The following is a 25,508-nucleotide window of genomic DNA, read 5'->3' on the forward strand; positions in this document are numbered from 1 at the left end:
ACCGCTGAGTCAACAGTCCGCTGGGTCAACCCGGTGCGGATCCAACCCCCAACGGAGAGTTACTGTAGCGGCACGGCACGTGATCGCAAGAGCTTTCTCAGCAGTATTCGAGGAAACGGTCAAGGACCCGGACGCCAAACCGGAGTGAATCAACCGGAACGCGCTCGTCGACGCCATGGAACATCCCGGAGAAGTCCAAGTCTTCGGGAAGCCGCAGCGGCGCGAAGCCGTAGCCGCTGATGCCGAGACGGCTGAACGCCTTGAGGTCGGTGCCGCCGCTCAGCGTGTACGGCACGGCCCGCGAGCCCGGGTCCTCCTCCTGCAGCGCGTCGGCCATCGCCTTGACCAGCGGGCCCTTGAAGGGGGTCTCGACCGCCACGTCGTGATAGACGAACTCCCTGGTCACGTTCGGCCCGAGCAGCTCGTCCAGGGTCTGGAAGAACTCGTCCTCGTAGCCCGGCAGGAACCTGCCGTCCACGTGCGCGGTCGCGATCTGGGGGATGACGTTCGCCTTGTATCCGGACTGGAGCATGGTCGGGTTGGTCGTGTTGCGGAGAGTGGCGCCGATCATCCTGGCGAGCGGCCCGAGGGTGGCCACCGCCGCCTCCGCGTCCTCCGCCTTGACCTCCCTGCCGAAGACCTCCTCGAAGAACGCCTGCACGGTGGGCGTGAGCCTGACCGGCCACTTGTGGCGGCCGATCCTGCCGACCGCCTCGGCGAGCTCGGTCACGGCGTTGTCGTCGTTGAGCATCGAGCCGTGCCCGGCCCTGCCCCTGGCGGTCAGGCGCATCCAGGCGATGCCCTTCTCCGCCGCCTCGATCAGGTACAGCCGGCCCTTCTCGGTGGTCACGCTGAAGCCGCCGACCTCGCCGATGGCCTCGGTGCAGCCCTCGAAGACCTCCGGATGCCGCTCGGCCAGCCACTGGGCGCCGTAGTGGCCCCCGGCCTCCTCGTCCGCGGTGAAGACGAGGACGACGTCCCTGGGCGGCCTGCGCCCCTCGCTCAGCCTCCGCCGTACGACGGCGAGGATCATCGCGTCCATGTCCTTCATGTCGACCGCGCCGCGGCCCCAGACGCAGCCGTCGGCGATCTCGCCGCTCAGCGGGTGGTGGGTCCAGTCGGCCGCGTCGAACGGCACGACGTCCAGATGGCCGTGGAGAACAAGGGCGTCCCTGCTCGGGTCGGTGCCCTCGACGCGGGCGACCACGTTCGCCCGCCCGGGGTCGGACTCGAGAATCCGCGGCTCCAGGCCGACCTCCGACAGCTTGCCGGCCACGTACTCCGCGGCCTCGCGTTCCCCGGGCCCCGCGTTGTCCCCCGCGTTGACCGAGTCGATGCGGATCAGGTCGCGGCACAGCTCCGCGACCTCGTCCTCCCCGTAGCGTGGGGTCATTGCGCCTCCTCCTGCCGGGCAGGCCCAATCGGGGTCCGGCCCGCCTTCCGTCGTACGGCTCGCGCCTCCATCCTGCCGCCGCACAGGCGTGACGTTCACCCCCGGTCTCCCGGGAGCCGCGCCGGAGCCGATTCCCGGTATGAAGCAGGGCGCAGAGAGTGCTAACCTGTATCAGCCGACGCGGGATGACGATCCCGCGTGAGGCACCACGTCCGGGTGGCGGAATAGGCAGACGCGCTAGCTTGAGGTGCTAGTGCCCAGTGATGGGCATGGGGGTTCAAGTCCCCCCTCGGACACGCACTCTGGTACATGTTGGGCCTGGCCTCAACTGCGACCACTCTCTCCAGAGGGTCGTAGACGAGGTGCAGGCCCATCTGCGTGTAGAGGTCGTTCCGGTCGGCGGGGTCCGCCTTCTTGATGACCTCGGCGATCTCGGCCAACCGTGGAATCATCTCCGCGATCTCCTTTTGACTGATCTCCCTATTCCTGGTGATGGCCCGTAGCCGGCCCTCTGCCTTCAGGCCGAACCCCAACCACCGTGGCCCACTCACAACATGCGCCTTTCGTCTCGCACTGCCGCCCTGCGGAATACCGGCCAGGGGGTCATGGCCTGGTCAACGGAATGACCACCTCATCGACGATGGAGGCGATCTCGCCGGAGTCCACGAGACCGCCCTCCCATGCCTGGAGGAGGATCAGGCGCGGCCCGACTGAGACAACGCGCGGGGTGAGGCTGCCTGGTGCGGCTTCGCCGCGTTCGACCGCCTGGCGCAGGACGGACAGCAGTACTTCCTGGTGTGGGCGGATCACCAGCCGGTGGACCTGCTCGAACAGTTCGGGATGGCGGTGGCGGTGGGCGAGGAGCGGGAGCAGCGCGCGGCCGCGCGGCTCGTCGAGCGTCCGTACGAAGCGTTCAAGTAGGGCGATCAGGTCATCGCGCAGTGCGCCCGTGCCGGGCGGCGCCGGCGGGTCGCCGAAGCCGGTCGCGGGGTCGTTCAGCGCGGCGAGGACGAGTTCGGCCGGGGTGGACCAGCGCCGGTACAAGGCCGCTTTCCCGGTCCCGGCCGCGGAGGCGATCTTGTCGAACGTCAGCTCCTCGAAGCTGCTCCCGGCCAGTTCGCTCAGGACGGCCTGGAAGATCGCGGTGGTGAGGGCGTCTCCGCGGCGGCGGGTGGGACTCATGAGGACCGATATATCACGCACTTTGCCGTGCTAGCCTCCAATAGTGAACAAAGTTGTTCCTTATTTGAGGTGGGTGGCCCATGTCCGCTGACGGCAGGACAGCCCTGCGCAATGTGCGGGTCTTCGATGGCAAACGGCTCGGCGAGCCCCGTACCGTCGTCATCGACGGTGTGCTGATCGGCGACGATCCCGCAGGCGCGGAGGAGATCGACACGGAGGGGGCGGCGCTGCTGCCCGGGCTGATCGACGCGCATGTCCACCTGCACGCCCCCGGGAACCTGGCCACCCTGGCCGCCTGGGGAGTGACGACCGGACTCGACATGGCCTGCTGGCCGACCGAGCGGGTGGCCTCGCTGCGCGAGACCGAGGGAGCGGCCGACTTCCGTACTGCCGGACTGCCCGCGATCGGGCCGGGCGGCCGCCACGCCCGCATGCCGGGAATGCCGCCGGAAGCCGTCATCCTGACGGCAGCCGATGCCCGGCGGCACGTCCAGGCGCGGGCGGCGGAGGGTGTCGACTACATCAAGGGCGTCGCCGAGGCCCCCGGCGAGGGCGGGCCGCCCGCGGACGCGCTGCGTGCGCTGGTGGAGGCGGCGCGCGAGTACGGGCTCAAGACGATCGTGCACGCCGCCACCCCGGGCGCCTACACGATGGCCGTGGAGTCGGGAGCGGAGTTCGTCACGCACACGCCGATCGTCGGCGGGCTCCGGGCGCACGACGTGGCCGCGATGAGGAGCGCCGGCCAGAGGTCCATCCCGACGATCACCATGATGGAGGCGTTGCTCACCGCCTTCATGACCTCCGGCCCGCAGCCGGGGCGGGCCGACCACCTGGGGGAGGTGCTGGGCGACGTCGGCCGTCTGCACCGGGCCGGTGTTGAGATCCTCGCCGGGACGGACGCGAACGCCCAGCCGTCCGCGCCGCTGCCCGTGCCCCACGGCGAGAGCCTGCATCACGAGTTCGAGCTGATGGCGCGGGCCGGAATGACGCCGGTGGAGATCCTGCGTTCGGCGACCGTGCTGCCCGCCCGCGCCTTCGGCTTGGCCGACCGGGGCGCCGTCCGGCCGGGCATGCGGGCCGACCTGTTGCTGGTCAACGGCGACCCGACCCGGGACATCACGGCCACCCGCGACATCCGCGCTGTCTGGTGCGCCGGTCACCCCGTCACTCCGGCCACCGCTCGCGAACCCTGAAACCCGAGCGGCTGCGCGAGCGGAGGTTCCCGTAACCGCGGCGGCGTCGCCAGAGCCTTCGCGCCTTGGGCGATGGTCTCAACGTGGGAACCCACCAGGCTGACGTTGCTATCGAGATCGAGCGAAGCAGTGACGGATCGCTCGTGGTGTTCCCTGCGATCGCTGCCTGACCGGACGCCGCGCAACCTCGATGTCCTCGTCCGCGGCGACGACCTTCGCGTGGAGGGCGGGGACCGCGCTACCGGCCGTCGGACGGTCCGCGCCATCCGGCTGCCCGGTCCCCGGCATCGGCTGATCGACGATCAGTGCCCGTGGTTCTTCAGGTGGTAGCTCTTGGGCAGCTCGAAGCCGCGGTCGGCCATGACCTCGCGCAGGCGGTCCGGGTAGTCGGTGATGATGCCGTCCACGCCGGCGTCGATCATCGCGTTCATCGTCGACTTCTCCTCGACGGTCCACGGGATGACCTTGATGCCCAGCTGGTGCGCCTCGTCGACCAGCGCCTTGGTCACGTAGGGCTTGTAGTCGGCGTCGCTCACCTCGGCACCCTCGGGGGTGCCGGGCAGCGGCGAGAACGCCGACGCGCCGAACGACTTGATCGCCTTCAGCGGGTCGCCGCCGAAGTCCGCGAGATCGATGCCGCCGAGCCAGATCTCGAGGCCGGGGATGCCGTCGTAGACGGGGTTGGTCAGCGCCACCAGGGGCAGCCGCGGCTCGACCTGGTGCATCCGCATGAGCGCGCCCCAGTCGAAGCTCTGGATGGTGACCTGCTTGAGCATCCCGGCCTCGCGGATCTCCTTCGCGGCCTCCTGGACGAACACCTCACGAGGCTGCGTCTCGGTCGTCCCGACCTCGTACTTGGTCTCGATGTTCATCATGACGTCCTTGGCCTTGTAGGCCTTGACCAGGTCGAAGACCTCGGTCAGCAGCGCCATGTGGGCCCCGGTGGCCGGCTTCTGGCCGGGCCAGTCCGCCAGCGTCTGGCCGCAGTCCATGGTCTTGACCTGCTTGACGGTCAGGTCCTTGATGAACTTGCCGGCGTACGGGTACTCCGGGTCGCCCTTGAAGGCCGGAGCGGTGTCCTTGCACTTGCGGCCGTCGATCTTCCGGTCGTGCGAGACGACCGCCTTGCCGTCCTCGGTGATCGCGATGTCGAGTTCCAGGGTGCTCACGCCGAGTTCGAGCGCGTTGGCGAAGGCCGGGATCGTGTTCTCCGACATCAGTGCGGCGCCGCCCCGGTGCGCCTGGAGGTCGAGCACGCGCTTCCCGTGACCGGGACCGTTGCCAGGACCGGGACCGTTACCCGGGCCATTGGCGGGGCCGTTGCCAGGCCCGTTGGCCGGCTTGCCGTGGGCGGCGTCGGCCGAGGCGATCCCCGGCGATGCGACCATCACGCCGCCGAGCACCGCGACGACCGCGGCCTTACGCAATGCACCCATGTGTCATCCCTCTGCGAGTAGTGCTGCTGCGGGTACGGCCGGGCAAGACGGGCCCGACCATGCACAAAGATCACAGAGCAGCGCAACAGAAGGGGATACGGCAGTTGTAATCGGGACGAAAGTTGCATGAGCGCCCTAAGTGGCTGTATCGCCCCTGGGAGACGTACATCGTCCGGCTGTGGCGATCTCGCCGGTGGCCGTGGTCATGCAACGGAGTGGGTGACGACGCCGGTGTAGGCGCTGGCGGCCACACCGGAGAAAGGGATCGACAGCACCAGGGTGGGGTTCCAGCTGGCGTTGTTGACCCCCGCCACGGCGGTATGGGAGAACGCCGTCCGCGGGGCGGCGAGGGTGACCCTGCTTGCGGCGGTCGGCTGGCCGGGAACGAAGGTCCCGCCACCTTGGGTAGCCGTGGCCGGGCCGGACCAATAGCTCATGTTGGCCCGGCCGATGGTGACCACCGGCGCGGCGGTGCGGGTGTAGTTGGTCGAGGAGACCGTGGCCGTCCATGCGCCCGAGCCGGGTTCGCGGCGGTCGGTCACCGTCACCGTGCCCATCTGCGCGCTGCGCTGGCTTCCGGGCGGCCCGCTGCCCAGCGACACCGCGACGGGAGCGGTGATGGTCAGCTCTCCCGCCCTTGCCAGGACGTAGGTGGCCGGTGCGACAGTCGCGGACGCCGAGGGGGCGGGCAGGGCGGCGGCCAGGACGATCGCGGTGGCGAGGGGGTTGATGCGTCTGCGCATTTATGCCCTTCGGGGTTCGGCATGGGGTCTGGCCCTGCGGCGGCGCCAGGTCAGGACACCGGCGGCCACGAGACCCAGTGCGACGACGATCGAGGGGAGGATCAGCCGCGACGCGCCGGACGGGGTGACGGGCCGGCCGATACCGGCCTTGGGGAAGACGACGGTCGCGGAGACCTCGCGTTTGATCAGGCCGCTCTGCACGACCATGTCCACCTTCCAGGGGCCCTCGGGCAGCCGTGCGTCCATGACGACGGCCAACCGCCCGGTCTCGCCCGGACGCAGCGCGACGCCCAGCTGCGCCGGGTAGGGTCCGGCGCGCAGCCCGCCCGGCCCGTCGGACAGCGACAGCGAGCCGGACAGGTCCAGGGCCCGGCCGCCGGTGTTGTGCACCTGAGCGGCCAGGACCGGGCGACCGGTGGCGTCCCGCTCCGGGGTGAGACGGTCGATGCTCATGTCGGACGGCGGCTCGCCGCCCGGGCCGACGTCGAGATACATCCGGATGCCGACCCGGCTGGCCAGGCCGATGTTGTGCACCTGGTCCGGCTCCGCGGTGGTCTGCGCCCAGATCACCGCGTACCGCTCGCCCTTCCACGCGTCGGACGGCACGCGGGTGGTGAACCAGGCCCGGCGGGCCTGCCCGGGGCCAGGTCGATCTCCGCGGGCGCGATGGTGGTCCAGCTCGTCAGCTCGTTCGCGGTGCGGTCGGGCGCGAAGACGAACGCGTGGCCGCGGATGTCGGCCGCCGCCGGATACAGCGAGACGCGCATCCGGTGGCCGCTGGTGTTGGACACCTCGATCCGCCGCTTGATGGTGGTGCCGGGATCGAGGTGATCGACCACGCCCTTGAGCGCGCGAGGGTCGGCACGGCGGGCGACGGGTGCGTCGACCAGCCGGATGCCCAGCCCCTGCCCGGGGTCCCCCTGATCCGTGGTCGCCGCCGCGGCCGCCACGGAGGCGGGGCCGGGGCCTGGGACGCGGACGGCCGCGAGCGCCGCGCCTGCCGTGCCCGTAACCGGCACGGCAAGCAGGACGCTCGCGGCCCAGCCGATGAGTCGATCAGGCGACAGAGTGCGTCACCGTGCCCGAGTAGGTGCCAAGACCCACCGACAGCGGGATGGTCACCGAGATGGTCGGTTGCCAGGTCGCCTGGCTGTTGCCCGTGCCGCCGGTGTAGGTCATCGCGACCCGCTGCACGTCCAGGGTCCCGCCCGGGCCGGGCGTCAGCGTCCCGTTGCCGACGACCAACGCGCCGGGACCCGGCGTGTAGGTCGCCGCGGAGGCCGGGACCGTGTCACTCGGGCCCGAGAAGGCCGAGGACGACACCCGCGCCGTCCAGTCCGAGGTGGGCACACCGCCTCGGGCGTCGGTCACCGTGACCGTGCCGATGGGCCCGCTGACCGTGCCGCCCGCTTGGGCGCTGCCCAGATGCACCGGACCGGCGGGCGCCGTGATCGTCAACGCACCCGACGTGACCGTGAAGGTCACCGTCGTGTCCGCGGCCGTGGCGGCCGGGCCGGTCAGCACCGCCAACCCGAGCGCGATACCCGACACCAACGCGAGCGGCCTGAGTCGCATGCTCGTCCCCCGAATATGTCAACGCCCAGAGCATGGGCGGCAGCACCGTAGATCACTTCAGGGCACACGATAGAAAGCGGAGGGCGTCACCGCCGGGCAGGACGCACCCGTGGATACGGGTCACCGACCCCATCGCGACCGAAGCTTGAACGCGCCCGGACGGCGTCGACGTCCTCCGGCGAGACGGTGTGTGTGATCGGCGGCTCGAAGGTCAGGCACCGGTCCGCCGAGCTCGATGTTCTGACACACTGCCTGGCCAGGACCTGATAACTCCCTTCGTGAATGGAAATCTGACCTGATGACGCAGCATGCGAACTTCCTGTGGGGCACGGCGACCTCGTCGTACCAGATCGAGGGCGCCGTGGCCGAGGACGGGCGCACCCCGTCCATCTGGGACACCTTCTGCGCGACTCCTGGCACGGTGACGGACGGCGACACCGGAGCCGTCGCGTGCGATCACTACCACCGCATGCCCGAGGACGTGGCGATCATGGCCGAACTCGGGATGGACGTGTACCGCTTCTCCCTCGCCTGGCCGCGCGTGCAGCCGGACGGAACCGGCGGGGGCAACCCCGCGGGGATCGCCTTCTACGACCGTCTCGTCGACGAGTTGCTGGCCAAGGGCATCCGCCCGTGGGTGACGCTCTATCACTGGGATCTCCCCCAGGCGCTGGAGGACGCGGGGGGCTGGCCGAGCCGCGACACCGCGTACCGTTTCGCCGACTACGCGGCCATCGCCTACGACGCGCTGGGCGACCGGGTGGACCAGTGGACGACCCTGAACGAGCCGTGGTGCTCGGCCTTCCTCGGCTATGTGACCGGCCAGCACGCCCCGGGGCGCCAGGACGCCCGCGCGGGGATGGCCGCCCTCCACCACCTGCTGCTGGGACACGGGCTGGCGACCCGGGCGATCCGCGACAGGGCGGAGGCGAGCGGCCGCTCCGACCGGCTGGAGGTGGGCATCACGCTCAACCTCGCCCCCAAGATCCCCGCGAGCGACTCCCCGGCCGACGTCGCCGCCGCCCGCTGGGCGGACGGGTTCGACAACCGGCTGTACCTCGACCCGCTGCTGCGGGGTGAGTATCCGGCCGACATCGCGAACAAGCTCGACGAGCTGGGATGCCCGCTCCCGGTCAGGGACGGCGACCTCGCGCTGATCGCGCAGCCGCTGGACGTGCTCGGCGTCAACTACTACTCCTCGCAGGCCGTCCAGGCCGGGCGGGTGGGTCAGAACGGCTGGCCGTCGCCGGTGGCTCTGCGCCGCGACGTCCCGCGCACCGCGATGGACTGGGAGGTCACCCCCGCCGCGCTGACGGATCTGCTGCTCCGCCTCGAACGGGAGTATCCCGGTCCGGCCTGGTACATCACCGAGAACGGCGCCGCGTACGCCGACGTGCCCGACGAGAACGGTTACGTGGACGACGTCGAGCGGGCGGAGTATCTGCGGTCGCACATCGACGCGACGCTGGAGGCCCGCGCGCGCGGCGCCAACGTCCGCGGCTACTTCGCCTGGTCGCTGCTCGACAACTTCGAGTGGGCATTCGGCTACGACCGCAGGTTCGGCATCGTCCGGGTCGACTACGACACGCTCCGCAGGACCCCGAAGCGCTCCGCGCGCTACTACGCCGAGCGCGTCGCCGCGGAGAAGGAGAAGGCCGAGAAGGAGCGGGCGTGATCACCGTTCTCACCCGCCACCTCGGCCACGGCAGCGGGAGCACGAAGACCGGATCCGCTCCGGAGCGGGGAAAACCGCGATGCTAACGTAAGTCAGTCGCTTGATTTAGGCGCGCACCACCCCGATCGCGCAACGGAGAATCCCGCGCATGTCCCCTGCCTCCGTCGCCCACGCGGCGCGCCGGTTCAGAAGCGCCGCCGCGGTCGGCGTGGCCGGGGTGGCGCTGTTCGCCCTCAGGGAGAACATTCCCGACCCGGACGCGGTTTGGGCTTCGGTCCGGAAGGTGAGCCTCGGCTGGCTGGCCGTCGCCGTGGTCGCCGAGGGCCTCTCGATGCGGCTGTTCGCGGGGCTGCTGCGCCGCCTGCTCAGGAGCGGCGGCGTCAGGCTCACCGGGCCGCGCTCGGTGGCCGTCACCTACGCGCGCAACGCCGTGTCCGGCTCCCTGCCCGCCGGACCGGTGCTCTCGGTCGCCTTCACCATCCGCGAGCTCGGCCGGCTCGGCGCGTCCAAACCGCTGTCGGTCGCGACGCTCGTGCTCAGCGCCGTGTATTCGACCACCACCTTCGCCGTGCTGGGACTGGTCGCGCTGCTGGGCGGCGACGCGACCCGGATCCCCGCGCTGATCGCGCTGGCCGCCGTCGCGGCGGCCGTCGTCGCGCTGGTGCGGCTGCGCCGGCGGCCCGGCGTACGCCGTTCCGGCGCCTCCCGGATCCTCGCGGCCAGGAACGCGATCAGGCCGACCGGCAGGGACCGGCTGGTCCTCGTCGTCCTGGCGCTGGCCAACTGGCTTCTCGACGTGGCCTGCCTTGCCGCCGTGTGCGCGGCGGCGGGAGTCGGGCTGGGGCCGCACACCGTGCTGCTCGGCTACGTCGCAGGCAAGATCGCGGCGACGGTCGCGGTGATCCCCGGCGGGCTCGGCGTCACCGAGCTCGGCATGGCCGCCACGTTCGTCGGAGCGGGCGTCACCGGCAGCATGGCGGCGGCCGTCGTCGCGCTCTACCGGCTGATCTCCTACTGGGCCGTGCTCGCCGTCGGCTGGGTCGCCTGGCTGCTGCTCCGCGACGGGGTCAGGGACCGGCTGGCCACGGCCGGGCGGTGGCTGCTCGGCGTCGTCTGCCGCGGTGACAACGGGGCGGGCGTGCGCCCGGCGGGGTGAGGCTCACGACTCCCCGGAAACGGGCGCCAGCCACAGCCCGACGAGCGCGTCGATCAGCCCGGTCGCCGTGCCGTGCCAGCTCGACCTGGGCGTGGGGGCGCCTTCGGCGAGGGCGCGCTCGCGTTCGGCGCACACGTGCGTGATCAGCTGCCGCGCCATGTCGCTGCGCTCCGCCCGGACTTCGGCGGGCAGCTCGGGCAGGCAGCGGACGAACCCGTCCATCGCCCGCCGCAGCGAGGCGTGCGTCTCCTCGGTGATGATCGCGCACAGCGAGGGATCGGTCACCACTTGGGCGATGAAGCGGGCATACCAGGTCGGATTGCCCTGGGCGGCCAGATGCTCGGTGACCGGGCGGACCAGGCAGGCCGCCCAGTCGCGTACGTCGGCGGAGTCGCCGAGGCCGGCCAGCATCCGCTCGCGTATCCGATCGACCGGCTCGGCGTGTCTGCGGACGATCGCGCGCACGAGATCCGCCTTGGTGCCGAAGTGGTAGCCGACCGCGGCGTTGTTGCCCTGCCCCGCGGCCTCGCTGACCTGGCGGTTGGACACGGCGGACACGCCGTGTTCCGCGAACAGCCGCTCCGCGGCCGACAGGATCCGCTCACGGGTCACACCGGCCCGTTCGGCTCGCGACTTCCCGGTCATCCTCACCACCGCACCGGAACCGCTCCGCGGTTCACCGACCGACAAGGCCTCCTCGGCCCGGTGCAAGTCCATCGATCCCGGTGAGGTAAGTCAAGCGATTGATTTACGTCGTCTCCCGGCGCTCGCGGGCGCGGGTCGCCAGGGTCACGGGTACGGCATGGCCCAGCACTCCGACGCCCCAGCCCAGGACGGGCCAGATCGGCCACGGATACCAGGAGCCCGTCGCCCGGCCGACGGCGAGCCAGACGACCACCATGAGGAGCGACATGCCGGCATAGACGCCGGCGTGGATGCGCACCCCGAGCCTCGCCGCCCTGGCCTTCCGGACCCGGCGCTGCGCCCGGTCCCTCGACGTGCGCAGCTTGGCCGGCAGGTCGGCGAGGAGAGCGTCGAGCTCGGCGCGGTGCCGAGCGCGCGTGGCGATGTCCAGGCGCTCGTCGAACTCCTCCTTGGTCAGGTAGCCGGCGCCGTACGCGTCGGCGAGCAGCTCGACGGCGCGGTCGCGCTCGGCGGCGCCGGCCCGGGGAGCAGTGGCCCGGGCGGTGGCCGGAGCGGCGGGTCTGGAGCGCAGCGCTGTGCCGGAGTCGGTGGTCAAGGGAGCCTCCAGGGGCCGGGCGGGCGATTCCCCGCGAACGTTGGTAACCTGAGCGTCGCATAAACGCATTGGCTACTGCAAGACGCTAGAGTTAACATGTGTAAACAGAAGAAGGGAGACAGGCCGATGGAGGGGTCCTCGACGACCGGTCCTTCACGACGCCAGAGGGTGCGTGACGCGACACTGCGTGAGCTGGTCTCGGTGAGCCGCGAGATCCTGACGACCCAGGGCGTCGAAGCGCTGACGATCCGGGCGGTCGCCCGGGAGATGGGGATGACCCCGCCCGGGGTCTACCGCTACTTCGACAGCCACCGTGCCCTCCTCGACGCGGTCATCGTGGCGATCCTGGACGAGCTCACCGAGTTCGTCGTCACCAGGGTCGGCGAGGTGGACGAAGCGGACGCGGCGGGCCGGCTCGTGGTCGCCAGCAGGGCGTTGCGGCGGTGGGGGGTCGAGCACCCCCGGGAGTTCCACCTCTCCCTGGTCGTGTCCCCGCCGGAGGAGGAGGACCAGGCGGTCGGCCGCGCGCGACGCCAGGTGGGCAAGCTGTTCGGGGAGATCTTCGCCGGAGCCTGGCGGGACTACGGCAGCGCCTCCCCCGCTCCCTGGCCTCGCGAGCCCCGGATCGAGCCGCTGGCCGAGCGGCTCGTCCGGATCCTGGAGGTCACGATGCCCTCCACGGCCGCCGCGGCCGCCTTCACCCGCTGCTGGATGCGGCTCTACGGGATGGTCTGCCTGGAGTCGCTCGGCCTTCCGCGAGTCGTCGGCGACGAGGAGGGCGATCTGTTCGAGGCGGAGCTGGCCGAGCTCGCGCGGACACTCGGCCTTCCCGAGGCCGCCCTGGACACCGGCCGCTGACGTTCCCCCACCGCCGTCCCCGTACGGCCCCACCATGTTCGGACAGGAGATCCCATGACCCCCCTGCAGCTCAGCCAGCCGACCCAGGTGATCGCCGGCGTCGTCCTGCTGACCATCGTGACCATCGAGTTCGGCGGGTGGTTCCTCACCCGGATCGTCCGCGGCGCGGTGCCGATGACACCCTTCCAGCAGGCGTTCGCGCGCGCCGGCCACGCGCACGCGGGGGTGCTGGTCACCCTGGGGCTGGTGTGCCTCCTCTTCGTCGACGCCACCGGCCTCGACGGAGCCGCCCTGTGGACCGCCCGGCTCGGCGTGCCGGCCGCCGCCGTGCTGATGTCCGCGGGGTTCTTCCTGTCGTCCATCGGACGGGACGTGACCCGGCCGAACCGTCTGATCATCCTGCTCTGGCTCGGCGCGCTCTGCCTGGCGGCGGGCGTGCTGACCCTCGGCATCGGCCTGCTGACGAGCTGACGGGGCCACCGGGACGACCGGTGGAAAAGAGCCGCGCATGACACCCGATGCCTGGGGTAAGCGAGAGCGTGAGAGTGCGCTACGGGGCCCGCGCGGGACGGCGGCGGACAGACCGCCCGTCACGTCCCGCGCGGGCCCCGCTCACGTGCCGTGGCGGGTGATCCGGCTCGCGGCGAGGAGAACGCCGGGGCCATGCGCCGTCCGCCCTGTGCCCGTCCACCCTGTGCCCGTCCACCCTGTGCCCGTCCACCCTGTGCCCGTCCGCCCTCGGATTTGCCTACTCTGACGTCAGAGTAGGGTGAGGCTGGTCACGTGGTTCTCCCGGCCGACGCGCTGCCGTCCCGCGACGTCCAGTCCCCGCGCCCTGCGTCGTCACCGCCGGAAGGCCAGGCGTCCGGGCGGCCCCGCCGCCCACCGGGGCCCGCCCGCGCGGGAGCCTCCTCCGCGGCGGGTCCGGCCACACGAGAGACCGCACGTGGAGAGGAGGACGATGTCCGTCTACCGCGTCAGGATGTACAGCGGGTTCCAGCGCACCCTCACCGCCGACCGCGTCGTCGTCAACGGCGACAACATCTGTTTCGAGCGGAGCAGGAACGGGTCCTGGGTGGCGGCGCTGCAACTGCCGACGCAACTGGTCACCCGGGTCCGCCGGCGATGCATTCAGTCGGACGGCACGGTCACGTGGAACGTCGAGGAGCCGGAGCCCAGCACCTACTGATCGCGGCGCTCGCTCTCGACGGTTATTGCTCTATAACCTTCCGTGAGAGTAGAGTCTGCCCCGCTTGCGGTGGGACTCCGCTTCGCCGCGTGCTCACCCATCGCAGGCGTCAACGCCACCGCACGGCCCGCCTGGCCCTTCCCCCTCGCCGGGCGCGCCGTCGCGGTGGGAGCAGGCACTGCCGCAGGGCCCCACCAGGGCGGCCCCGGCCTTATGCTTGTCCTCCCCTCCAGCCGGACTCCCAGGCGAGAGGTATCGTCACCGACGGGTTCCAGGGAGCTGTTCCGCGAAACCCTACCCATACGTGAGGGTAGGCCGTGATTGGCGACGGTACCCGCGCGGGAGCGGTGACCACGGGGGCAGGAAAGGTGAGCGGAGCGATGCCTGAAGGTCTGGTGCAGATCGGCGAGGTCGCCGAGCGGCTCGGGCTGTCCCTGCGCACGATCCGCCACTACGAAGAGGTCGGCCTGGTCGTGCCCGCCCGCACCCAGGGGGGTTTCCGGCTCTACAGCGAGGAGGACGTGCAGCGCCTGGCGCTGATCAGGCGGATGAAGCCGCTGGGGTTCACGCTGGAGGAGATGCGCGGCCTGCTGGAGATCACCGACCGGCTCGCCCACGGCGACGACGACCCCGGCCTGATCGCCCGGCTGCAGCTGTTCGAGCGGGCCGTCGCGGAACGCGCCGACAAGCTGCGCGAGCAGCTCGCGATGGCCAGGGAGTTCGCCGAGCAGCTCCGGCGTCAGCGGTTGAACGCCCCGAAGACCACGTCCGCCTGCTGATCTTCCGCGTCCCGCGGGTGCCCAAGTCCGTCCCAAGTGCCGTCTAAGCCCTGCCGCCTACGTTCACCGGCGTAAGGAATTCCGCGGACCGCCTGCGGAGTTCTCCGGCTTTCCGCAGCGAGGGAGCATGGGATGTCCCTGTCGCCCGCGTCCGGCACGGCCGGGCGCACGAACTGGCCCGCCGAGATCCTGCCGGTGCTCGAACACACACTGACGTGCGAGTACGCCTCGCTCACCCGCACCGGCGCGCCGATCACCTGGCCGGTGGCGCCCTACGTCGCCGAGGACGGTCGCACGGTCGACGTCTCGACGGGCCTGACCTATCCGTCCAAGGCCGAGCGGGCCAGACGCGACCCCCGGGTCGCGCTGCTGTTCTCCGACCCCACGGGATCGCCCGTCTCCGGCCCTCCCACCGTGCTCGTTCAGGGCCTGGCGACCGTACGCGACGCGGATCTGCAGGCCAACACCGATCTCTATCTGCGGCGGACGCTGGCGAAATATCCGCAGTCCCTCGCCCGGCAGCCGTGGTTCCTCGTTCGGCGGCAGGTTTGGTATTGGGCGCGGATATGGATCGAGGTCACTCCGCTGCGCGTGCTGTGGTGGCCGGACGGGCGGCTCGACGCGCCTCCCCTGCGATGGGAGGCGGCGCCAGAGGTGACCGCGCCGCCGTCGGATCCCGTTCCCGCGGGAGCCGGCGCTCCGAAATGGCTGGAGCCGCCCGCCGACTGGCGCCCGCGCGCCGACCACGCCGCCGGCCTCGGCGACCCCGTGCTGACCGTGGTGGACGAGGACGGCTGGCCCCTGCCGCTGCGTTCGTCCGGCGCGACCCGCGTGGACGACGGCTTCCTCGTACGGATCGGCCCGCCCGGCGTCCCGGCGCGTGGACGGGCCTGCCTGACCTTCCACACCCACGGCGCCGACATGAGCGGCCAGGAGAACGTCGTGCTGGTCGGCGAGGCCACGCCCCTGTCCGACGGGGTCCACGTGCGGGTCGAGCGCGCCCTCGCGGACTTCAGCCTCAGCGGGAGCCGTGCCGGGCAGGTGCGGAAGATGGTGCGGACCGCTCGCGCTCTGGCACCCCGACTCGAACGGGAGGCCGCACGACGCGGGCAGCCCGTCCCCGTGCTCCGGCGGTCTCGCTGATCACAGGCCCGCGAGCGCGTCACGGGCCGCCTTCTCCCAGTGGGGAGAGCCGACCTGCCGGGCCACCTCCACCGCCCGCGCGTAGTGTCCCTCCGCGGCCTCGGGTTCGCCCAGGAAGACGGCGAGGTCGCCGAGTGAGTGGGCCACCGGACCGAAGGTGACCGACGCGGTGCTCAGCCCGGCCATCTCCCCTTCCTCGGAGAGGAGCAGGCGGTAGCACGCCTCGGCCGTCTCGCGGTCCTCCAGCGCGATGGCGGTCGCCGATCGCGCCGCCATCATGCCGGTCCAGGTGAAGTCACGGCGCGGGAGGGCCGCCGGCCACACGGCCCTGGCCTCCTCCAGGCGGCCGGCCGCCACGAGGGCACGGGCGTACAGCTCCGCGACCTCCTCGGGGATGCGCGCCCACACCGGGGCGAGCGCCTCCACGCACTCGTCGAAGCGGCCCGCCGCCAGACGGACCGCGAAGCGCCCCACGGCGCCCATGAGGGCCGAGATCGAGGCTCCCGTCTCCACGAGCCGCTCGCCCAGCGTCGTGTACGCCCTCTCGGCCTCGTCGAACTCTCCCCGCACGAGCAGGTGCAGGGCGTCGAGGAACGCGAGGATGCCGAGGGCATGGCCGAGCTGGCCGCTCGTCGAGTGCTCCGCCGCCTGGTCGGCGTGGCGCCGGGCGGCGGCCCAGTCGTTGCGGCCCAGCGCGACCATGCACAGCGCCGCGTGACCGAGTGTCCGGTAGCCGAGCAGCCCGGCCGCCGTGGAGACCCGCAGCAGCTCGTGCCCCAGCTCTTCCAGCTCCTGGCGCCTGTCGGGGGCGTGGCAGGCCCAGTATCGGGCGTTCAGCGCCATGCACAGCAGGTGCGGGTCGCCCACGGCGCGGGCGATGTCCACCGCCTCGGTGCTCGCCGACTCCACCCGGGCGGCGTCGTGCCCCTCGACGGCGTGGCACAGCGTGACCAGCAGAAGACAGCGCAGCTCGCCCGTCTCCCGGGGAATCGCGTCCTCGACGGCGTGCACCAGATCGCGATCGAGCCTCCGCTCCGGCTGGACGGTCCAGATGACGGGCGCGTCGAAGGAGACGGCCGCCCGGGCGACGGCCTTCGGATCGGTGGTTCTCCGGGCGGCGGTCAGCGCCTTCGCCCGGACGTCGAACGCCCTTTCCACCTCACCCGCGTGTGCGAACGCGGACACCAGGCGGCACATCAGGTCGAGTCGCAGGGCCTCCGGCGGGTCGGATGCCAGGTCGAGCGCGCCCAGCCCGCCGTCCAGGAAGGCCGCCGCGTCCCTGTGGGCGTACAGCGCGGACGCCTGGGCCGCCGCGCGCGACGCGTACTCGGCCGCGGCCGTCGCGGTGGCGGTGGTCGCGGCGGCGAGCGCGTGGTGCCCCAGCGCCCCGACGTCCCCGGGCCGCACCGCCTCCAGGGCCGTCACGACCTTGCGGTGCATCCGGGCGCGCCGCAGCCGGGGGATGTCCTCGTAGAGGGTCTCGCGGACCAGCACGTGGGCGAAGCGGACCCGCCCCGGCCGGGGTTCCTCGAGCAGCCCGGCCAGCACCCCCGCCTCCAGCCCGTCGAGCACGGTCTCCTCGTCGGCTCCCGGCATCGCGATGAGCACGTCGGCGTCGACCTCCCTGCCGAGCACCGCGGCGTTGCGCAACGTCGCCTGGACCGCGCCGGGGAGGCGGGCCACCCGCCGCCGGATCAGGTCCCGCACCCCGGGCGGCAGCACGTTCACCGCCGAGGGGCCGTCGATCGCGAGCAGCCGCGCCGTCTCGCTCACGAACAGCGGGTTGCCGCCGGTGCGCTCGCTGACCTTCCGGACCGTCGCCTGATCCACGTCCAGGCCGGACCGCTCGGTGAGCATCCGGGCGACCTCGCCCGGTGCGAGACCGCTCAGCTCCATGTTCTCCACCGTCTGTACGGCGAGGGCGGCGGCGGTCGCCATCAGGCCGGCTCCCGACTCCCCGGGCCGGTGCGTGAGCAGGACGAGCACGGGTGTCGCGGCCAGCCGTACGGCCAGGTGGCGCAGCAGCTGAAGGGTCTCCTCGTCGGCCCTGTGGACGTCCTCCAGCACGATCAGCAGCGGCCCCGGCACGCCGTCCAGATAGTCGCCCACGGCCCTGGCCAGCCAGAACTGGCCGACCGGCACGGCGTCGTCGGTCAGCAGCGGCGCCAGCCGCGCGGCGGTCTCCGGCGGGGGCGGCGTGGTCGCCGCGAGATCGCGCAGCACCTCGCTCCACGCCCACGCGGGCGGCACGCCGCCCGTCGTCTCCGGGCATCGGCCGACGATCGTCCGCCAGCCCCGCGACGACAGGTGCCCCACCAGGGCGTCGGCCAGGGTGCTCTTGCCCAGCCCGGCCTCGCCGCCGAGCCACGCGACCCGGAACCCGTCCCCGGCCTGCTCCGCGGCGGCGGCCAGGCGGGCCAGCTCCCTCGTACGGCCGACCATCCTGCCGGGGGACGGCGGGCGCGGCCGGTCGGGCGGCACGACCGGCGGCGCGGGCGCGGGCTCCCGGACGATCAGGTCGAGAGAGGGGGCCTGGGCGAGGATGTCCGCCTCCAGGCTCCGCAGCGCGGGCCCGGGGTCCACGCCGAGCTCGTCCGAGAGGAGGGCCCGCGTGCGGCGCAGGGCCGCGAGGGCGTCCCCCTGACGGCCGGCCCGGTAGTAGGAGAGCGCGAGCAACCTGACGGCGTTCTCCCGGAGCGGGTGGGCGGCGACATGGCGTTCCAGCTCGGGGACCAGTTCGGCGTGGCGGCCGAGCGCCAGTCCCGCCTCGGCGCGGTATTCGGTCGCGACCGCCCGCAGTTCGAGCAGGTGGCCCACCTCGGGCACGGCCCACTCCTGGTCGGCGAACTCCTCATACGCCTGGCCCGTCCACAGCGACAGCGCCTCGCTGATCGTGTCGAAGGCGGCGGCGGGTTCGCGCCGCGAGAGGAGTCCGGCCGCGGTGTCGACCAGCTTGGGGAAAAGCCAGGCGTCCACGTCCTCGGTGCCGAGCGCGAGGCGATATCCGGGCGGCGCACTCACCAGCACGCGGGCCGGGGTCCGCGGCGCCCGCTCGGGCTCCAGGACGCGGCGCAGGTTCGACACGTACACCTGCAGGGCGCCGAGCGCCTTCGGCGGCGGCTGGCCCTTCCACAGGTCGTCGACGAACCGGTCGGTGGACACGATGTGCCCCTGTGCGCAGACCAGCCGGGCCATCACAGCCCGGTGGAGTGACGTGCCGAGCTCGACAGGGCGGCCCGCCACCTCCGCGCCGATGTGGCCCAATACCAGAACGCGCACCATAGCGGGTAAAGCTTAGATCTGTTTCCTCTCATGGAGACGGCTCGTTAGGGTGACGCATGATTCTTGATCGATTCCCTCCTCGATTCCTGAATGAGTCCGTGCGTCACTATCGGTGGGGTGTTCCCGCTCTGGTCGCCGCCGCCGCATATTGCGCGGTGATCGTGGTCGCGGCCGCGGTCGCGACGGCCCGCGGCGACATCGGAGTCCTTTGGCGGTTGACGCTCTTCTTCGAGGCGGACGAGGACGCCACGGTGTGGGACCTGCTCGCGAACGTTGATGCCACGGCCGTATGGCCGAACGTGCTCGTTCTCCTCGCGGCGGGCGGGCTGTGGGGCTGGGCGCTGTGGCAGGGCCTGCGAGGCCCGGTCGCGGGGCGCCCGCCGGCGACGGACCGCGGTGTGCTGCGACTGCGCGTGGCGTTCTACGCGGCGGCGGGGTCCTGGCTGGTGTCCGCGGTCGCACCGGCCTGGCCGTGGTGGGCGGTGGTGATCGACTCGCTGGTCATGTCGGCGGTCGTGGTGCTGTTCCACCCGGTGCTGCGCCGCGCCGTGGGGTTCCCAGGGCTCGCCCTGGCCGCGGGCCTGCTGACCAACACGAGTGTGGCCGCCGTCGAGGTGTTCGACGTGCTCGGCTGGCGCGAGGCGCGGCGAGTGGCCGACATGCCCGATATCAGCGCTCTGGCGAGCCTGATCTGGACGGCACTGGTGTTTCTGACCCAGTGGCGGGACGGCCGCTGGCGGCGGGCGACCGTCTGGTATGGCATCGCCTCCCTGGTGGTGCCGGTCGCGCTCCTAGCGCTGGCCGTCCCACTGGAGATCGCCGGGATCTCCGGGGACGTGTACGGCTGCGCGATCACGGCCACCGACGCTCTGACGGTGATCTGGCTCGCCCGTTCCGCCCACGAAGTCACCGGCCCACCCGTCCCGTCCGGCCGGCCGGTCCTGCCGCCCGCGCGGGCGTCCGGGTAATGGTTCGTTATGCGGATACCCGCCCTCGCCTTGGGGATAGCGAGCCTTCGTACGGCCCGCCTAATCTGCGATAAGTGACGCTCTTTCCAACAGTTTGACGCACCGCGCATTGGAGGGCGGGGCTCTTCGCCACGGAAGGTGCCCGCTGGTGACCAAGGAGCACGACACGATGAACTCGCAGACCATGAACCGCGCCGGCGTCTGCACGGCCGAGGCGGTCGTCGACGAATACGCGTGTCCGGTGCCGCACTCTCCTCAGGAGGTCGGCGCCGTACGACGCCGCGCGCTCGGCATACTGGCGGCCTGGGGAACGCCCGAGAACGCCGCGCAGGAGGCCGTGCTGGTGATCTCCGAGATGGTGACCAACGCCGTGCTCCACGCCCTGCCGCCGGCCGAGTTCCGGCTCCTCCTCTGCGCGGAGGGCGATCACGACATCATCCGGGTCGAGGTCACCGACGCGGGAGCGGCTCCAGTGTGGCCGGGGGCCGGAGCGCCGGCGGCCGAGTGCGGGCGCGGCGCCGTCGTCGTCGACGCCCTCGCCATCCGGCACGGCTGCATGAGCGGACCCTCCGGCATGATCACGTGGTGGGCCGATCTGCCGGCCCGCTGAACGGCCCTGCCCGCCCGTTCAGCGGCGCAGCGTCTCCGACGGGCACTCCCCGAAACGCCGGCGGTAGGCGAGCGAGAACCGCCCCAGATGGACGAACCCCCAGCGACAGGCGACGTCGGTGACCGTGGTGGCGTTCGCGTCCTGGACCGTGAGCTCGGCACGCACCCGATCGAGGCGCACCTCCCGCAGGTAGCTCATCGGCGTCGTCTCCAGCTGACGCCGGAACCCCTCCTGAAGCGCCCGCGCGCCGACGCCCACCGCCTCGGCGATCTCCTCCACCGTGAGCGGTTCCGCCGCCCGCGCCTCGATCAGATCCACGGCCCGTTCCACCGCCGTCGGCGCGACCCGGGGAAGGCCGCCCGACAGCGCCTCGCTGTAGTTGCTGGGCTGGGCCAGCAGCAACTGCGTCATCAGCAGCCCCTCCAGCTGCCTGAGCGCGACGGGTTGCTCCAGCATGGCGCCGCCGGTCTCCGCCTCCCGCCTGAGCAGCTCGACGACCCCGAGCCACGATCGGGCCGGAGGCCGGGTCAGGTCCATGCCGAGGGAGAAGGTGAGCGGCCTGCGCGGCGTGCGCCCCATGAGCTTGCCGAGGTGGGCTTCGAGCGCGGCGCGATCGAAGCGGACGATCAGCGACTCCTGCCCGGCGGCCCACCTCATTGACATGGGCCGCGTCAGCGACAGCACGGAGGCGAACTCGGGCGTCGCCACGATCCTCTCGCGGCCCTGGGACACCTCCGCGACACCGGTCAGCGGGATCTCGACGAGCAGAAAGCTCTCCACCGGCTGCGGCGTGATCAGCACCTCCGTGCCGTAGCCGAGCGAATACAGCGCGACTCCGTCGAACGTCACCCCGTTCATGCGGGCGTCGAGCGCGACCTCCGAACTCACCGGGCGCAGTCCGTGGACGCCGAGGTCGTTCCCGACCCGTCTACGGGCCTCGTCGACATCGTGTGTGCGCAGCCGCAGATGTGCGGCTAGCGGTAGCGACTGTTCGGCCATTTTCGCCTCCCCCCCGTGGGCAGGCCCCCCCGTTCCCGCAGGTCGCGGGCACGACACAAGCCTATGCGCGCGGACCGCCCGGGCGGGACACGGTCGCTGCGAGGACCGGCAGGACGCTCAGATCACGCGGCGGGAGACGATGCCGGTGCCGACGTCGTGGCCGCACCACAGGCGGAAGCGCCCCCCGGGGCGCAGATAATCGACCGCGTCGTCGTCGGTCGTCGCGATGGTCACCACGTGCAGGCGGTCACCCGGGATCAGCGGCTCCTCGTCGTCGGAGGTGATCGCCGCCTGGAAGGGCCGGCTGGGCCCGCTGCCGTACTCCCCCGCGCAGGCGCAGATCACCAGCGACTGCGTGCGGAAGGGCAGTTCGTGCGGCAGGCCGCCCTGGTCGGAGGCCAGGAGCGTGATGAGTGCCTTTGCCCGGACGGTCATCGAGACCACCAACTTTCACGCGACTATTGCATTATGCAACGTTCGCGCCGGCCGATTGCTTCCCCCTGGGGGGGCCTCACCCTCCAGTGTGCGCCGCGGGGGCGGTCGAGCCGCGCACCACCAGCTCCGTCGCGAGCTCGACGTGATGCGACTCGACCTGCTCCCCGGCCGCCAGGCGCAGCGCCGTACGCACCGCGACGGCGCCCATCTCCCGCAGCGGCTGCCGTACGGTGGTCAGGGGCGGCGAGGCCATCCGGGCGATCTGCGTGTCGTCGAAGCCCACGATGCTGAGGTCCTCGGGCACGCGCAGCCCCCGGGCCCTGGCCGCCTCCAGCACGCCGAGGGCGATGTCGTCGCAGCCCGCGAAGATCGCCGTAGGCGCCTCCGGCAGGTCCAGCAGGGCCGCCCCGCCCGTCACGCCGTCGTAGTAGTGGAAAGTCGCGGTCCGCACGTACCCGGGCGGGACGGGCGCGCCCGCGGCCTCCATGGCGGCCCGGTAGCCGTGCAGCCGGGCCTGGTTGCACGCCGCGGTCGCCGGGCCGCCGAGGTAGGCGACGCGCCGGTGGCCGAGCGCGAGCAGGTGCTGCGTCGCGGCCATGCCACCGGCGAAGTTCGTCGAGCCGACGCTGGTCACCCGGGCCCTCGGCAGGTTCAGCGGGTCGATCACGACCAGGGGCAGCCGTGCCCTGGCCAGGGCGGTGAGCTGCCCGGCGGTCAGCTCGCCGGTGACGGCGACCAGCGCCCGCCGTCCGGCCGCGACCAGGTCGCGCGCCCACCCTCCCGTGCGGTCGGCGTTGCGCCGGATGCTCACCACCACGGCCACGTCGAGATCGGCGCCGGCCTGCACCGCGCCCTGGACGATCTCGGTGGAGTACGCGTTGAGGTCCGCGTCGAACTCCACCTCGATCGTGTCGGGCGCCGCCTCACCCCGGCGCTGCGGCGGCGCGACGTAGTCGTGCTGCTCCAGCAGCGACAGCACCAGCGAACGGGTCTCCGGGGCGACGTCGCTGCGGCCGTTGAGCACCTTCGACACGGTCGCGACCGACACCCCTGCCGAGGCCGCGACCGTCGCGAGAGTGGCCCGCCTACGACTGGGCGGCATCTGTTCCTCCCTGATCGGGACTTACGGCCGGTCGCACGTCCGCGGGGGTGACGAGCCGCCGGTCGTGGCCGACGTGGCGCAGCGGGCCGGTCAGCCGCACCCGGCCCTGACACGGCAGGTCCGAAGCGGAGGCGCCGACGTAGACGTCGATGTCGCCGGGCTCGACGATCCGCCGCAGGTCGCGACCGGTGAAGGCGGTCCTGTCCGCGTGCACGGTGAAGGTCGCCCGCGCGCTCTCACCGGGCTCGAGCCGCACCCGGGCGAACCCGGTGAGCTGCCGCGTCGGCCTGGTCACCTGCGCCAGCACGTCGTGCAGGTAGAGCTGGACGACCTCCTCACCCGCGCGGCCGCCGGTGTTGCGCACGCGCACCGACACGGTGAACTCCCCGTCCGTGGAGACCTCGGAGTCGCTGATCTCCAGGTCGCCGACCTCGAAGGTGGTGTAGGAGGCGCCGTAGCCGAACGGGAACAGCGGGGTCGGGTCGAGGTTGCTGATGCCGTGGCTGTCGGAGCCCAGCGGCGGCTGCAGGTAGGTGCCCGGCTGCCCGCCCGGGGTCCGCGGGATCTGCACCGGCAGCTTCCCGCTGGGCTGCACCCGGCCGGACAGGACGCCGGCGATGGCCGCCCCGCCCTCCTCGCCCGGCATGAACGCCTGGACGAGCGCGGCGGCCCCCTCGCGGACCCGCCCCAGCGCGTACGGCCGGCCCGACACCACGACCACCACGAGCGGCGTGCCGGCGGCGGCCAGCTCGACCAGCAGATCCTCCTGGACTCCCGGCAGCCTCAGGTCCTCGGCGTCGCAGCCCTCGCCCGAGGTGCCCTGCCCGAACAGCCCCGCGAGGTCGCCGACGACGGCCACGCACAGGTCGGACTCGCGGGCGGCCGCGACCGCGGCGGCGAAACCGGAGCGGTCCTGGTCCCGCCAGTCGCAGCCCCGCTCGTGGACGATCTCGGCGTCGGGCAGCTCGGCCCGCAGCGCGTCGAGCAGACTGGGCGCCTCCAGGCCGAGCCCGAGGTTCGGATAACGGGGCAGCACGTGGTTGGGGAAGGCGTAGCAGCCCATGAACGTGCGCGGGTCGTCGGCGCAGGGCCCGACCACGGCAACCCGGCGCGGCCCCTGGCGTCCCTCCCCGAGCAGCGGCAGCGCGTCGCCGGCGTCGAGCAGCACGATCGACCGCTCGGCCAGCTCGCGGGCCAGCGCCCGGTTGGCCGGCGAGTCGAGGTCCACGGCGTCCGCGCCGGCCACCGACCCCTCCGGGGTCCAGTCCGGGTCGAGCAGCCCGAGCTGCACCTTCTGGGTGAGCAGGCGGCGCGCGGCCCGGTCCACCAGTTCCTCGGGCAGCTCGCCCCGCCGCACCAGCTCGGCCAGGTGCCCGCCGAAGCCGAGCGTGTCGGGCAGCTCGACGTCGATGCCCGCGGTCAGCGCGAGCACCCCGGCCTCCTCGTGGTCCGCGGCGACCTGGTGCATCTTCGCGAGGAACGCGATCGCCCAGTAGTCCGAGACGACGGTGCCCGTGAACCCCCACTCGTCGCGCAGCACCTCGGTCAGCAGCCACGGGTCGGCGGCGGCGGGCACGCCGTCCACGTCCGAGTAGGAGTTCATGACCGAGCGCGCGCCGCCCTCGGCGATGGCGGTCTCGAACGTCGGCAGGATCATGTCCATCAGCTCGCGCCGGCCCATCGGGACCGGGCCGTGGTTGCGGGCCGCGCGGGAGGCGGAGTAACCGGCGAAGTGCTTGAGCGTGGCGACGACCCCGGCCTTCTCCAGACCGCGCACGTAGGCGGAGCCGAGCGTCGCGACGAGGTACGGGTCCTCGCCCATGGTCTCCTCGACCCGGCCCCAGCGGTAGTCGCGCACCACGTCCAGCACCGGCGACAGGCCCTGGTGGGCGCCCACGGCCCGCATGTCCCCGCCGATGGCGGCGGCCATCCGCTCCACCAGCTCGGGGTCGAAGGTCGCGCCCCAGGCGATGGCCGCCGGGTAGACGGTCGCGCCATAGGTGGTGAAACCGGTCAGGCACTCCTCGTGCACCAGTGCCGGGATGCCGAGCCTGGATTGCTTCACCACCTCGCGCTGCAGCCGCACCACCTCCGCCGCGCCCTCAACCGCCGTCAACGGAGCGCTGCCGAACACCCGGGTCAGGTGGCCGAGCCCGTGGCGTGCGGCCTCCTCGATGGGCACCGTGCCCGAGGCGGCGAAGACGTCCTGCATCGGGGCCACGTTGTGCGCGTTATCGGGCTCCACCTCCTCCGGGGACTGCATGTCGTTGCCGATCCACCGGCTGCCGAGCTGGCCGATTTTCTCCTCAAGCGTCATCTCGGCGAGGAGGGCCTCGACCCGGTCGGCCACGGGAAGTGCCGGGTCCTGCCACACCCGGAGCGTCCCGTCCGCCGCGTGCGTCCGATCTGGGGCCGTCATCTGCTCTCCTCAAAAAGGTTTCGAAACATTTCGGCGTCGTGAGCGGTTCTATCGCTAATCTTTCGGTCGACCGTGATCTCCGAGGTGACGCCTGTTCGTCGGTACTTTACACACGCCTCACGTTGACCTGG

The 25,508-nt window shown here is 72.1% G+C and carries 24 protein-coding genes and 1 tRNA gene; 11 read left to right on the forward strand and 14 right to left on the reverse strand.

Going from position 1 to position 25,508, the window contains the following annotated elements; genetic code table 11:
• Positions 1-97 precede the first annotated feature (97 nt).
• On the reverse strand, positions 98-1,393 hold the full coding sequence (locus tag ACIBK1_RS01220) for a M20/M25/M40 family metallo-hydrolase (RefSeq protein WP_076439202.1): 1,296 nt from the start codon (positions 1,391-1,393) through the stop codon (positions 98-100).
• A gap of 210 nt (positions 1,394-1,603) precedes the next feature.
• Here ACIBK1_RS01220 and ACIBK1_RS01225 point away from each other — a divergent pair.
• A tRNA-Leu gene (locus ACIBK1_RS01225) sits at positions 1,604-1,689 on the forward strand.
• Between the two features lie 307 nt (positions 1,690-1,996).
• Here the strand turns inward: ACIBK1_RS01225 and ACIBK1_RS01230 are convergent.
• Positions 1,997-2,575, reverse strand: a complete 579-nt coding sequence (locus ACIBK1_RS01230) for a TetR/AcrR family transcriptional regulator (protein WP_030507889.1) — start codon at positions 2,573-2,575, stop codon at positions 1,997-1,999.
• Between the two features lie 80 nt (positions 2,576-2,655).
• On the opposite strand from ACIBK1_RS01230, the gene ACIBK1_RS01235 reads away from it, so the two are divergent.
• On the forward strand, positions 2,656-3,768 hold the full coding sequence (locus tag ACIBK1_RS01235; RefSeq protein ID WP_396731427.1) for an amidohydrolase family protein: 1,113 nt from the start codon (positions 2,656-2,658) through the stop codon (positions 3,766-3,768).
• A 302-nt stretch (positions 3,769-4,070) separates the two neighbouring features.
• Here the strand turns inward: ACIBK1_RS01235 and ACIBK1_RS01240 are convergent, their stop codons facing one another.
• The 5 genes from ACIBK1_RS01240 to ACIBK1_RS01260 all read right to left on the reverse strand — a co-directional run bounded on the left by ACIBK1_RS01240 (position 4,071) and on the right by ACIBK1_RS01260 (position 7,522).
• Positions 4,071-5,204 (reverse strand): glycerophosphodiester phosphodiesterase family protein, encoded by a 1,134-nt coding sequence (locus ACIBK1_RS01240; RefSeq protein WP_396731430.1) that lies wholly within the window; start codon positions 5,202-5,204, stop codon positions 4,071-4,073.
• Positions 5,205-5,407: 203 nt separating this feature from the next.
• Positions 5,408-5,947 carry a hypothetical protein gene (locus ACIBK1_RS01245; protein ID WP_396731433.1) on the reverse strand — a complete coding sequence of 180 codons (540 nt, stop codon included), beginning with the start codon at positions 5,945-5,947 and terminating at the stop codon, positions 5,408-5,410.
• Positions 5,948-6,553: a hypothetical protein gene (locus ACIBK1_RS01250; RefSeq protein WP_396731436.1), complete on the reverse strand. Its 606-nt coding sequence runs from the start codon at positions 6,551-6,553 to the stop codon at positions 5,948-5,950.
• Positions 6,514-6,966, reverse strand: coding sequence for a hypothetical protein (locus tag ACIBK1_RS01255; RefSeq protein WP_396731439.1), 453 nt, complete (start codon positions 6,964-6,966; stop codon positions 6,514-6,516). The genes ACIBK1_RS01250 and ACIBK1_RS01255 overlap by 40 nt, the downstream gene beginning before the upstream one ends.
• 37 nt (positions 6,967-7,003) lie before the next feature.
• Complete coding sequence (locus ACIBK1_RS01260; RefSeq protein ID WP_030507884.1) at positions 7,004-7,522, reverse strand: hypothetical protein; 519 nt, start codon at positions 7,520-7,522, stop codon at positions 7,004-7,006.
• A gap of 298 nt (positions 7,523-7,820) precedes the next feature.
• On the opposite strand from ACIBK1_RS01260, the gene ACIBK1_RS01265 reads away from it, so the two are divergent.
• Both ACIBK1_RS01265 and ACIBK1_RS01270 read left to right on the forward strand, forming a co-directional pair.
• Positions 7,821-9,197 (forward strand): GH1 family beta-glucosidase, encoded by a 1,377-nt coding sequence (locus ACIBK1_RS01265; RefSeq protein WP_396731442.1) that lies wholly within the window; start codon positions 7,821-7,823, stop codon positions 9,195-9,197.
• 148 nt (positions 9,198-9,345) lie between these two features.
• On the forward strand, positions 9,346-10,353 hold the full coding sequence (locus ACIBK1_RS01270; RefSeq protein WP_363526002.1) for a lysylphosphatidylglycerol synthase transmembrane domain-containing protein: 1,008 nt from the start codon (positions 9,346-9,348) through the stop codon (positions 10,351-10,353).
• 3 nt (positions 10,354-10,356) lie between these two features.
• Here ACIBK1_RS01270 and ACIBK1_RS01275 read toward each other — a convergent pair whose 3' ends face one another.
• Both ACIBK1_RS01275 and ACIBK1_RS01280 read right to left on the reverse strand, forming a co-directional pair.
• The gene (locus ACIBK1_RS01275) at positions 10,357-10,998 is read right to left on the reverse strand and encodes a TetR/AcrR family transcriptional regulator (RefSeq protein WP_030507881.1); all 642 of its coding nucleotides are present in this window, start codon (positions 10,996-10,998) and stop codon (positions 10,357-10,359) included.
• Positions 10,999-11,101: 103 nt separating this feature from the next.
• Positions 11,102-11,593, reverse strand: a complete 492-nt coding sequence (locus tag ACIBK1_RS01280) for a DUF1707 domain-containing protein (RefSeq protein WP_051761681.1) — start codon at positions 11,591-11,593, stop codon at positions 11,102-11,104.
• Between the two features lie 168 nt (positions 11,594-11,761).
• On the opposite strand from ACIBK1_RS01280, the gene ACIBK1_RS01285 reads away from it, so the two are divergent.
• From ACIBK1_RS01285 to ACIBK1_RS01305, 5 genes are all read left to right on the forward strand, one after another.
• Positions 11,762-12,451, forward strand: a complete 690-nt coding sequence (locus ACIBK1_RS01285; RefSeq protein ID WP_051761680.1) for a TetR/AcrR family transcriptional regulator — start codon at positions 11,762-11,764, stop codon at positions 12,449-12,451.
• Between the two features lie 54 nt (positions 12,452-12,505).
• Complete coding sequence (locus tag ACIBK1_RS01290; RefSeq protein WP_030507878.1) at positions 12,506-12,922, forward strand: hypothetical protein; 417 nt, start codon at positions 12,506-12,508, stop codon at positions 12,920-12,922.
• A gap of 490 nt (positions 12,923-13,412) precedes the next feature.
• Positions 13,413-13,640 (forward strand): hypothetical protein, encoded by a 228-nt coding sequence (locus ACIBK1_RS01295; protein WP_030507877.1) that lies wholly within the window; start codon positions 13,413-13,415, stop codon positions 13,638-13,640.
• A 380-nt stretch (positions 13,641-14,020) separates the two neighbouring features.
• Positions 14,021-14,419 (forward strand): MerR family transcriptional regulator, encoded by a 399-nt coding sequence (locus tag ACIBK1_RS01300; protein WP_357319603.1) that lies wholly within the window; start codon positions 14,021-14,023, stop codon positions 14,417-14,419.
• A gap of 132 nt (positions 14,420-14,551) precedes the next feature.
• Positions 14,552-15,562, forward strand: a complete 1,011-nt coding sequence (locus ACIBK1_RS01305) for a hypothetical protein (protein ID WP_051761679.1) — start codon at positions 14,552-14,554, stop codon at positions 15,560-15,562.
• Here ACIBK1_RS01305 and ACIBK1_RS01310 read toward each other — a convergent pair whose 3' ends face one another.
• Positions 15,563-18,844 carry a BTAD domain-containing putative transcriptional regulator gene (locus ACIBK1_RS01310; protein WP_396731448.1) on the reverse strand — a complete coding sequence of 1,094 codons (3,282 nt, stop codon included), beginning with the start codon at positions 18,842-18,844 and terminating at the stop codon, positions 15,563-15,565.
• Positions 18,845-18,942: 98 nt separating this feature from the next.
• On the opposite strand from ACIBK1_RS01310, the gene ACIBK1_RS01315 reads away from it, so the two are divergent.
• Both ACIBK1_RS01315 and ACIBK1_RS01320 read left to right on the forward strand, forming a co-directional pair.
• Positions 18,943-19,812 (forward strand): hypothetical protein, encoded by an 870-nt coding sequence (locus ACIBK1_RS01315; RefSeq protein WP_396731451.1) that lies wholly within the window; start codon positions 18,943-18,945, stop codon positions 19,810-19,812.
• Between the two features lie 148 nt (positions 19,813-19,960).
• Complete coding sequence (locus tag ACIBK1_RS01320) at positions 19,961-20,422, forward strand: ATP-binding protein (protein WP_197042590.1); 462 nt, start codon at positions 19,961-19,963, stop codon at positions 20,420-20,422.
• A gap of 18 nt (positions 20,423-20,440) precedes the next feature.
• Here ACIBK1_RS01320 and ACIBK1_RS01325 read toward each other — a convergent pair whose 3' ends face one another.
• From ACIBK1_RS01325 to ACIBK1_RS01340, 4 genes are all read right to left on the reverse strand, one after another.
• Positions 20,441-21,421, reverse strand: coding sequence for an AraC family transcriptional regulator (locus ACIBK1_RS01325; protein ID WP_396731454.1), 981 nt, complete (start codon positions 21,419-21,421; stop codon positions 20,441-20,443).
• Positions 21,422-21,538: 117 nt separating this feature from the next.
• Complete coding sequence (locus ACIBK1_RS01330; RefSeq protein WP_143734549.1) at positions 21,539-21,856, reverse strand: hypothetical protein; 318 nt, start codon at positions 21,854-21,856, stop codon at positions 21,539-21,541.
• A 76-nt stretch (positions 21,857-21,932) separates the two neighbouring features.
• Complete coding sequence (locus tag ACIBK1_RS01335) at positions 21,933-22,958, reverse strand: LacI family DNA-binding transcriptional regulator (protein WP_076439235.1); 1,026 nt, start codon at positions 22,956-22,958, stop codon at positions 21,933-21,935.
• A complete protein-coding gene (locus ACIBK1_RS01340; protein ID WP_396731458.1) occupies positions 22,942-25,377 on the reverse strand; it encodes a beta-xylosidase/alpha-l-arabinosidase in 2,436 nt (811 codons plus the stop codon). Before ACIBK1_RS01340 ends, ACIBK1_RS01335 begins: the two co-directional genes overlap by 17 nt.
• Between the last annotated feature and the right edge of the window lie 131 nt (positions 25,378-25,508).

This window comes from Microbispora rosea, from assembly GCF_044460045.1.
Lineage (GTDB): Bacteria > Actinomycetota > Actinomycetes > Streptosporangiales > Streptosporangiaceae > Microbispora > Microbispora rosea.

Excerpts from the sequence above, each read along its gene's own strand:
- ACIBK1_RS01220 (WP_076439202.1), bottom strand. The coding sequence starts at position 1,393 with ATGACCCCACGCTACGGGGAGGACGAGGTCGCGGAGCTGTGCCGCGAC.
- ACIBK1_RS01230 (WP_030507889.1), bottom strand. The coding sequence starts at position 2,575 with ATGAGTCCCACCCGCCGCCGCGGAGACGCCCTCACCACCGCGATCTTC.
- ACIBK1_RS01235 (WP_396731427.1), top strand. The coding sequence starts at position 2,656 with ATGTCCGCTGACGGCAGGACAGCCCTGCGCAATGTGCGGGTCTTCGAT.
- ACIBK1_RS01240 (WP_396731430.1), bottom strand. The coding sequence starts at position 5,204 with ATGGGTGCATTGCGTAAGGCCGCGGTCGTCGCGGTGCTCGGCGGCGTG.
- ACIBK1_RS01245 (WP_396731433.1), bottom strand. The coding sequence starts at position 5,947 with ATGCGCAGACGCATCAACCCCCTCGCCACCGCGATCGTCCTGGCCGCC.
- ACIBK1_RS01260 (WP_030507884.1), bottom strand. The coding sequence starts at position 7,522 with ATGCGACTCAGGCCGCTCGCGTTGGTGTCGGGTATCGCGCTCGGGTTG.
- ACIBK1_RS01265 (WP_396731442.1), top strand. The coding sequence starts at position 7,821 with ATGACGCAGCATGCGAACTTCCTGTGGGGCACGGCGACCTCGTCGTAC.
- ACIBK1_RS01270 (WP_363526002.1), top strand. The coding sequence starts at position 9,346 with ATGTCCCCTGCCTCCGTCGCCCACGCGGCGCGCCGGTTCAGAAGCGCC.
- ACIBK1_RS01275 (WP_030507881.1), bottom strand. The coding sequence starts at position 10,998 with ATGACCGGGAAGTCGCGAGCCGAACGGGCCGGTGTGACCCGTGAGCGG.
- ACIBK1_RS01290 (WP_030507878.1), top strand. The coding sequence starts at position 12,506 with ATGACCCCCCTGCAGCTCAGCCAGCCGACCCAGGTGATCGCCGGCGTC.
- ACIBK1_RS01295 (WP_030507877.1), top strand. The coding sequence starts at position 13,413 with ATGTCCGTCTACCGCGTCAGGATGTACAGCGGGTTCCAGCGCACCCTC.
- ACIBK1_RS01300 (WP_357319603.1), top strand. The coding sequence starts at position 14,021 with ATGCCTGAAGGTCTGGTGCAGATCGGCGAGGTCGCCGAGCGGCTCGGG.
- ACIBK1_RS01305 (WP_051761679.1), top strand. The coding sequence starts at position 14,552 with ATGTCCCTGTCGCCCGCGTCCGGCACGGCCGGGCGCACGAACTGGCCC.
- ACIBK1_RS01310 (WP_396731448.1), bottom strand. The coding sequence starts at position 18,844 with ATGGTGCGCGTTCTGGTATTGGGCCACATCGGCGCGGAGGTGGCGGGC.
- ACIBK1_RS01325 (WP_396731454.1), bottom strand. The coding sequence starts at position 21,421 with ATGGCCGAACAGTCGCTACCGCTAGCCGCACATCTGCGGCTGCGCACA.
- ACIBK1_RS01330 (WP_143734549.1), bottom strand. The coding sequence starts at position 21,856 with ATGACCGTCCGGGCAAAGGCACTCATCACGCTCCTGGCCTCCGACCAG.
- ACIBK1_RS01335 (WP_076439235.1), bottom strand. The coding sequence starts at position 22,958 with ATGCCGCCCAGTCGTAGGCGGGCCACTCTCGCGACGGTCGCGGCCTCG.
- ACIBK1_RS01340 (WP_396731458.1), bottom strand. The coding sequence starts at position 25,377 with ATGACGGCCCCAGATCGGACGCACGCGGCGGACGGGACGCTCCGGGTG.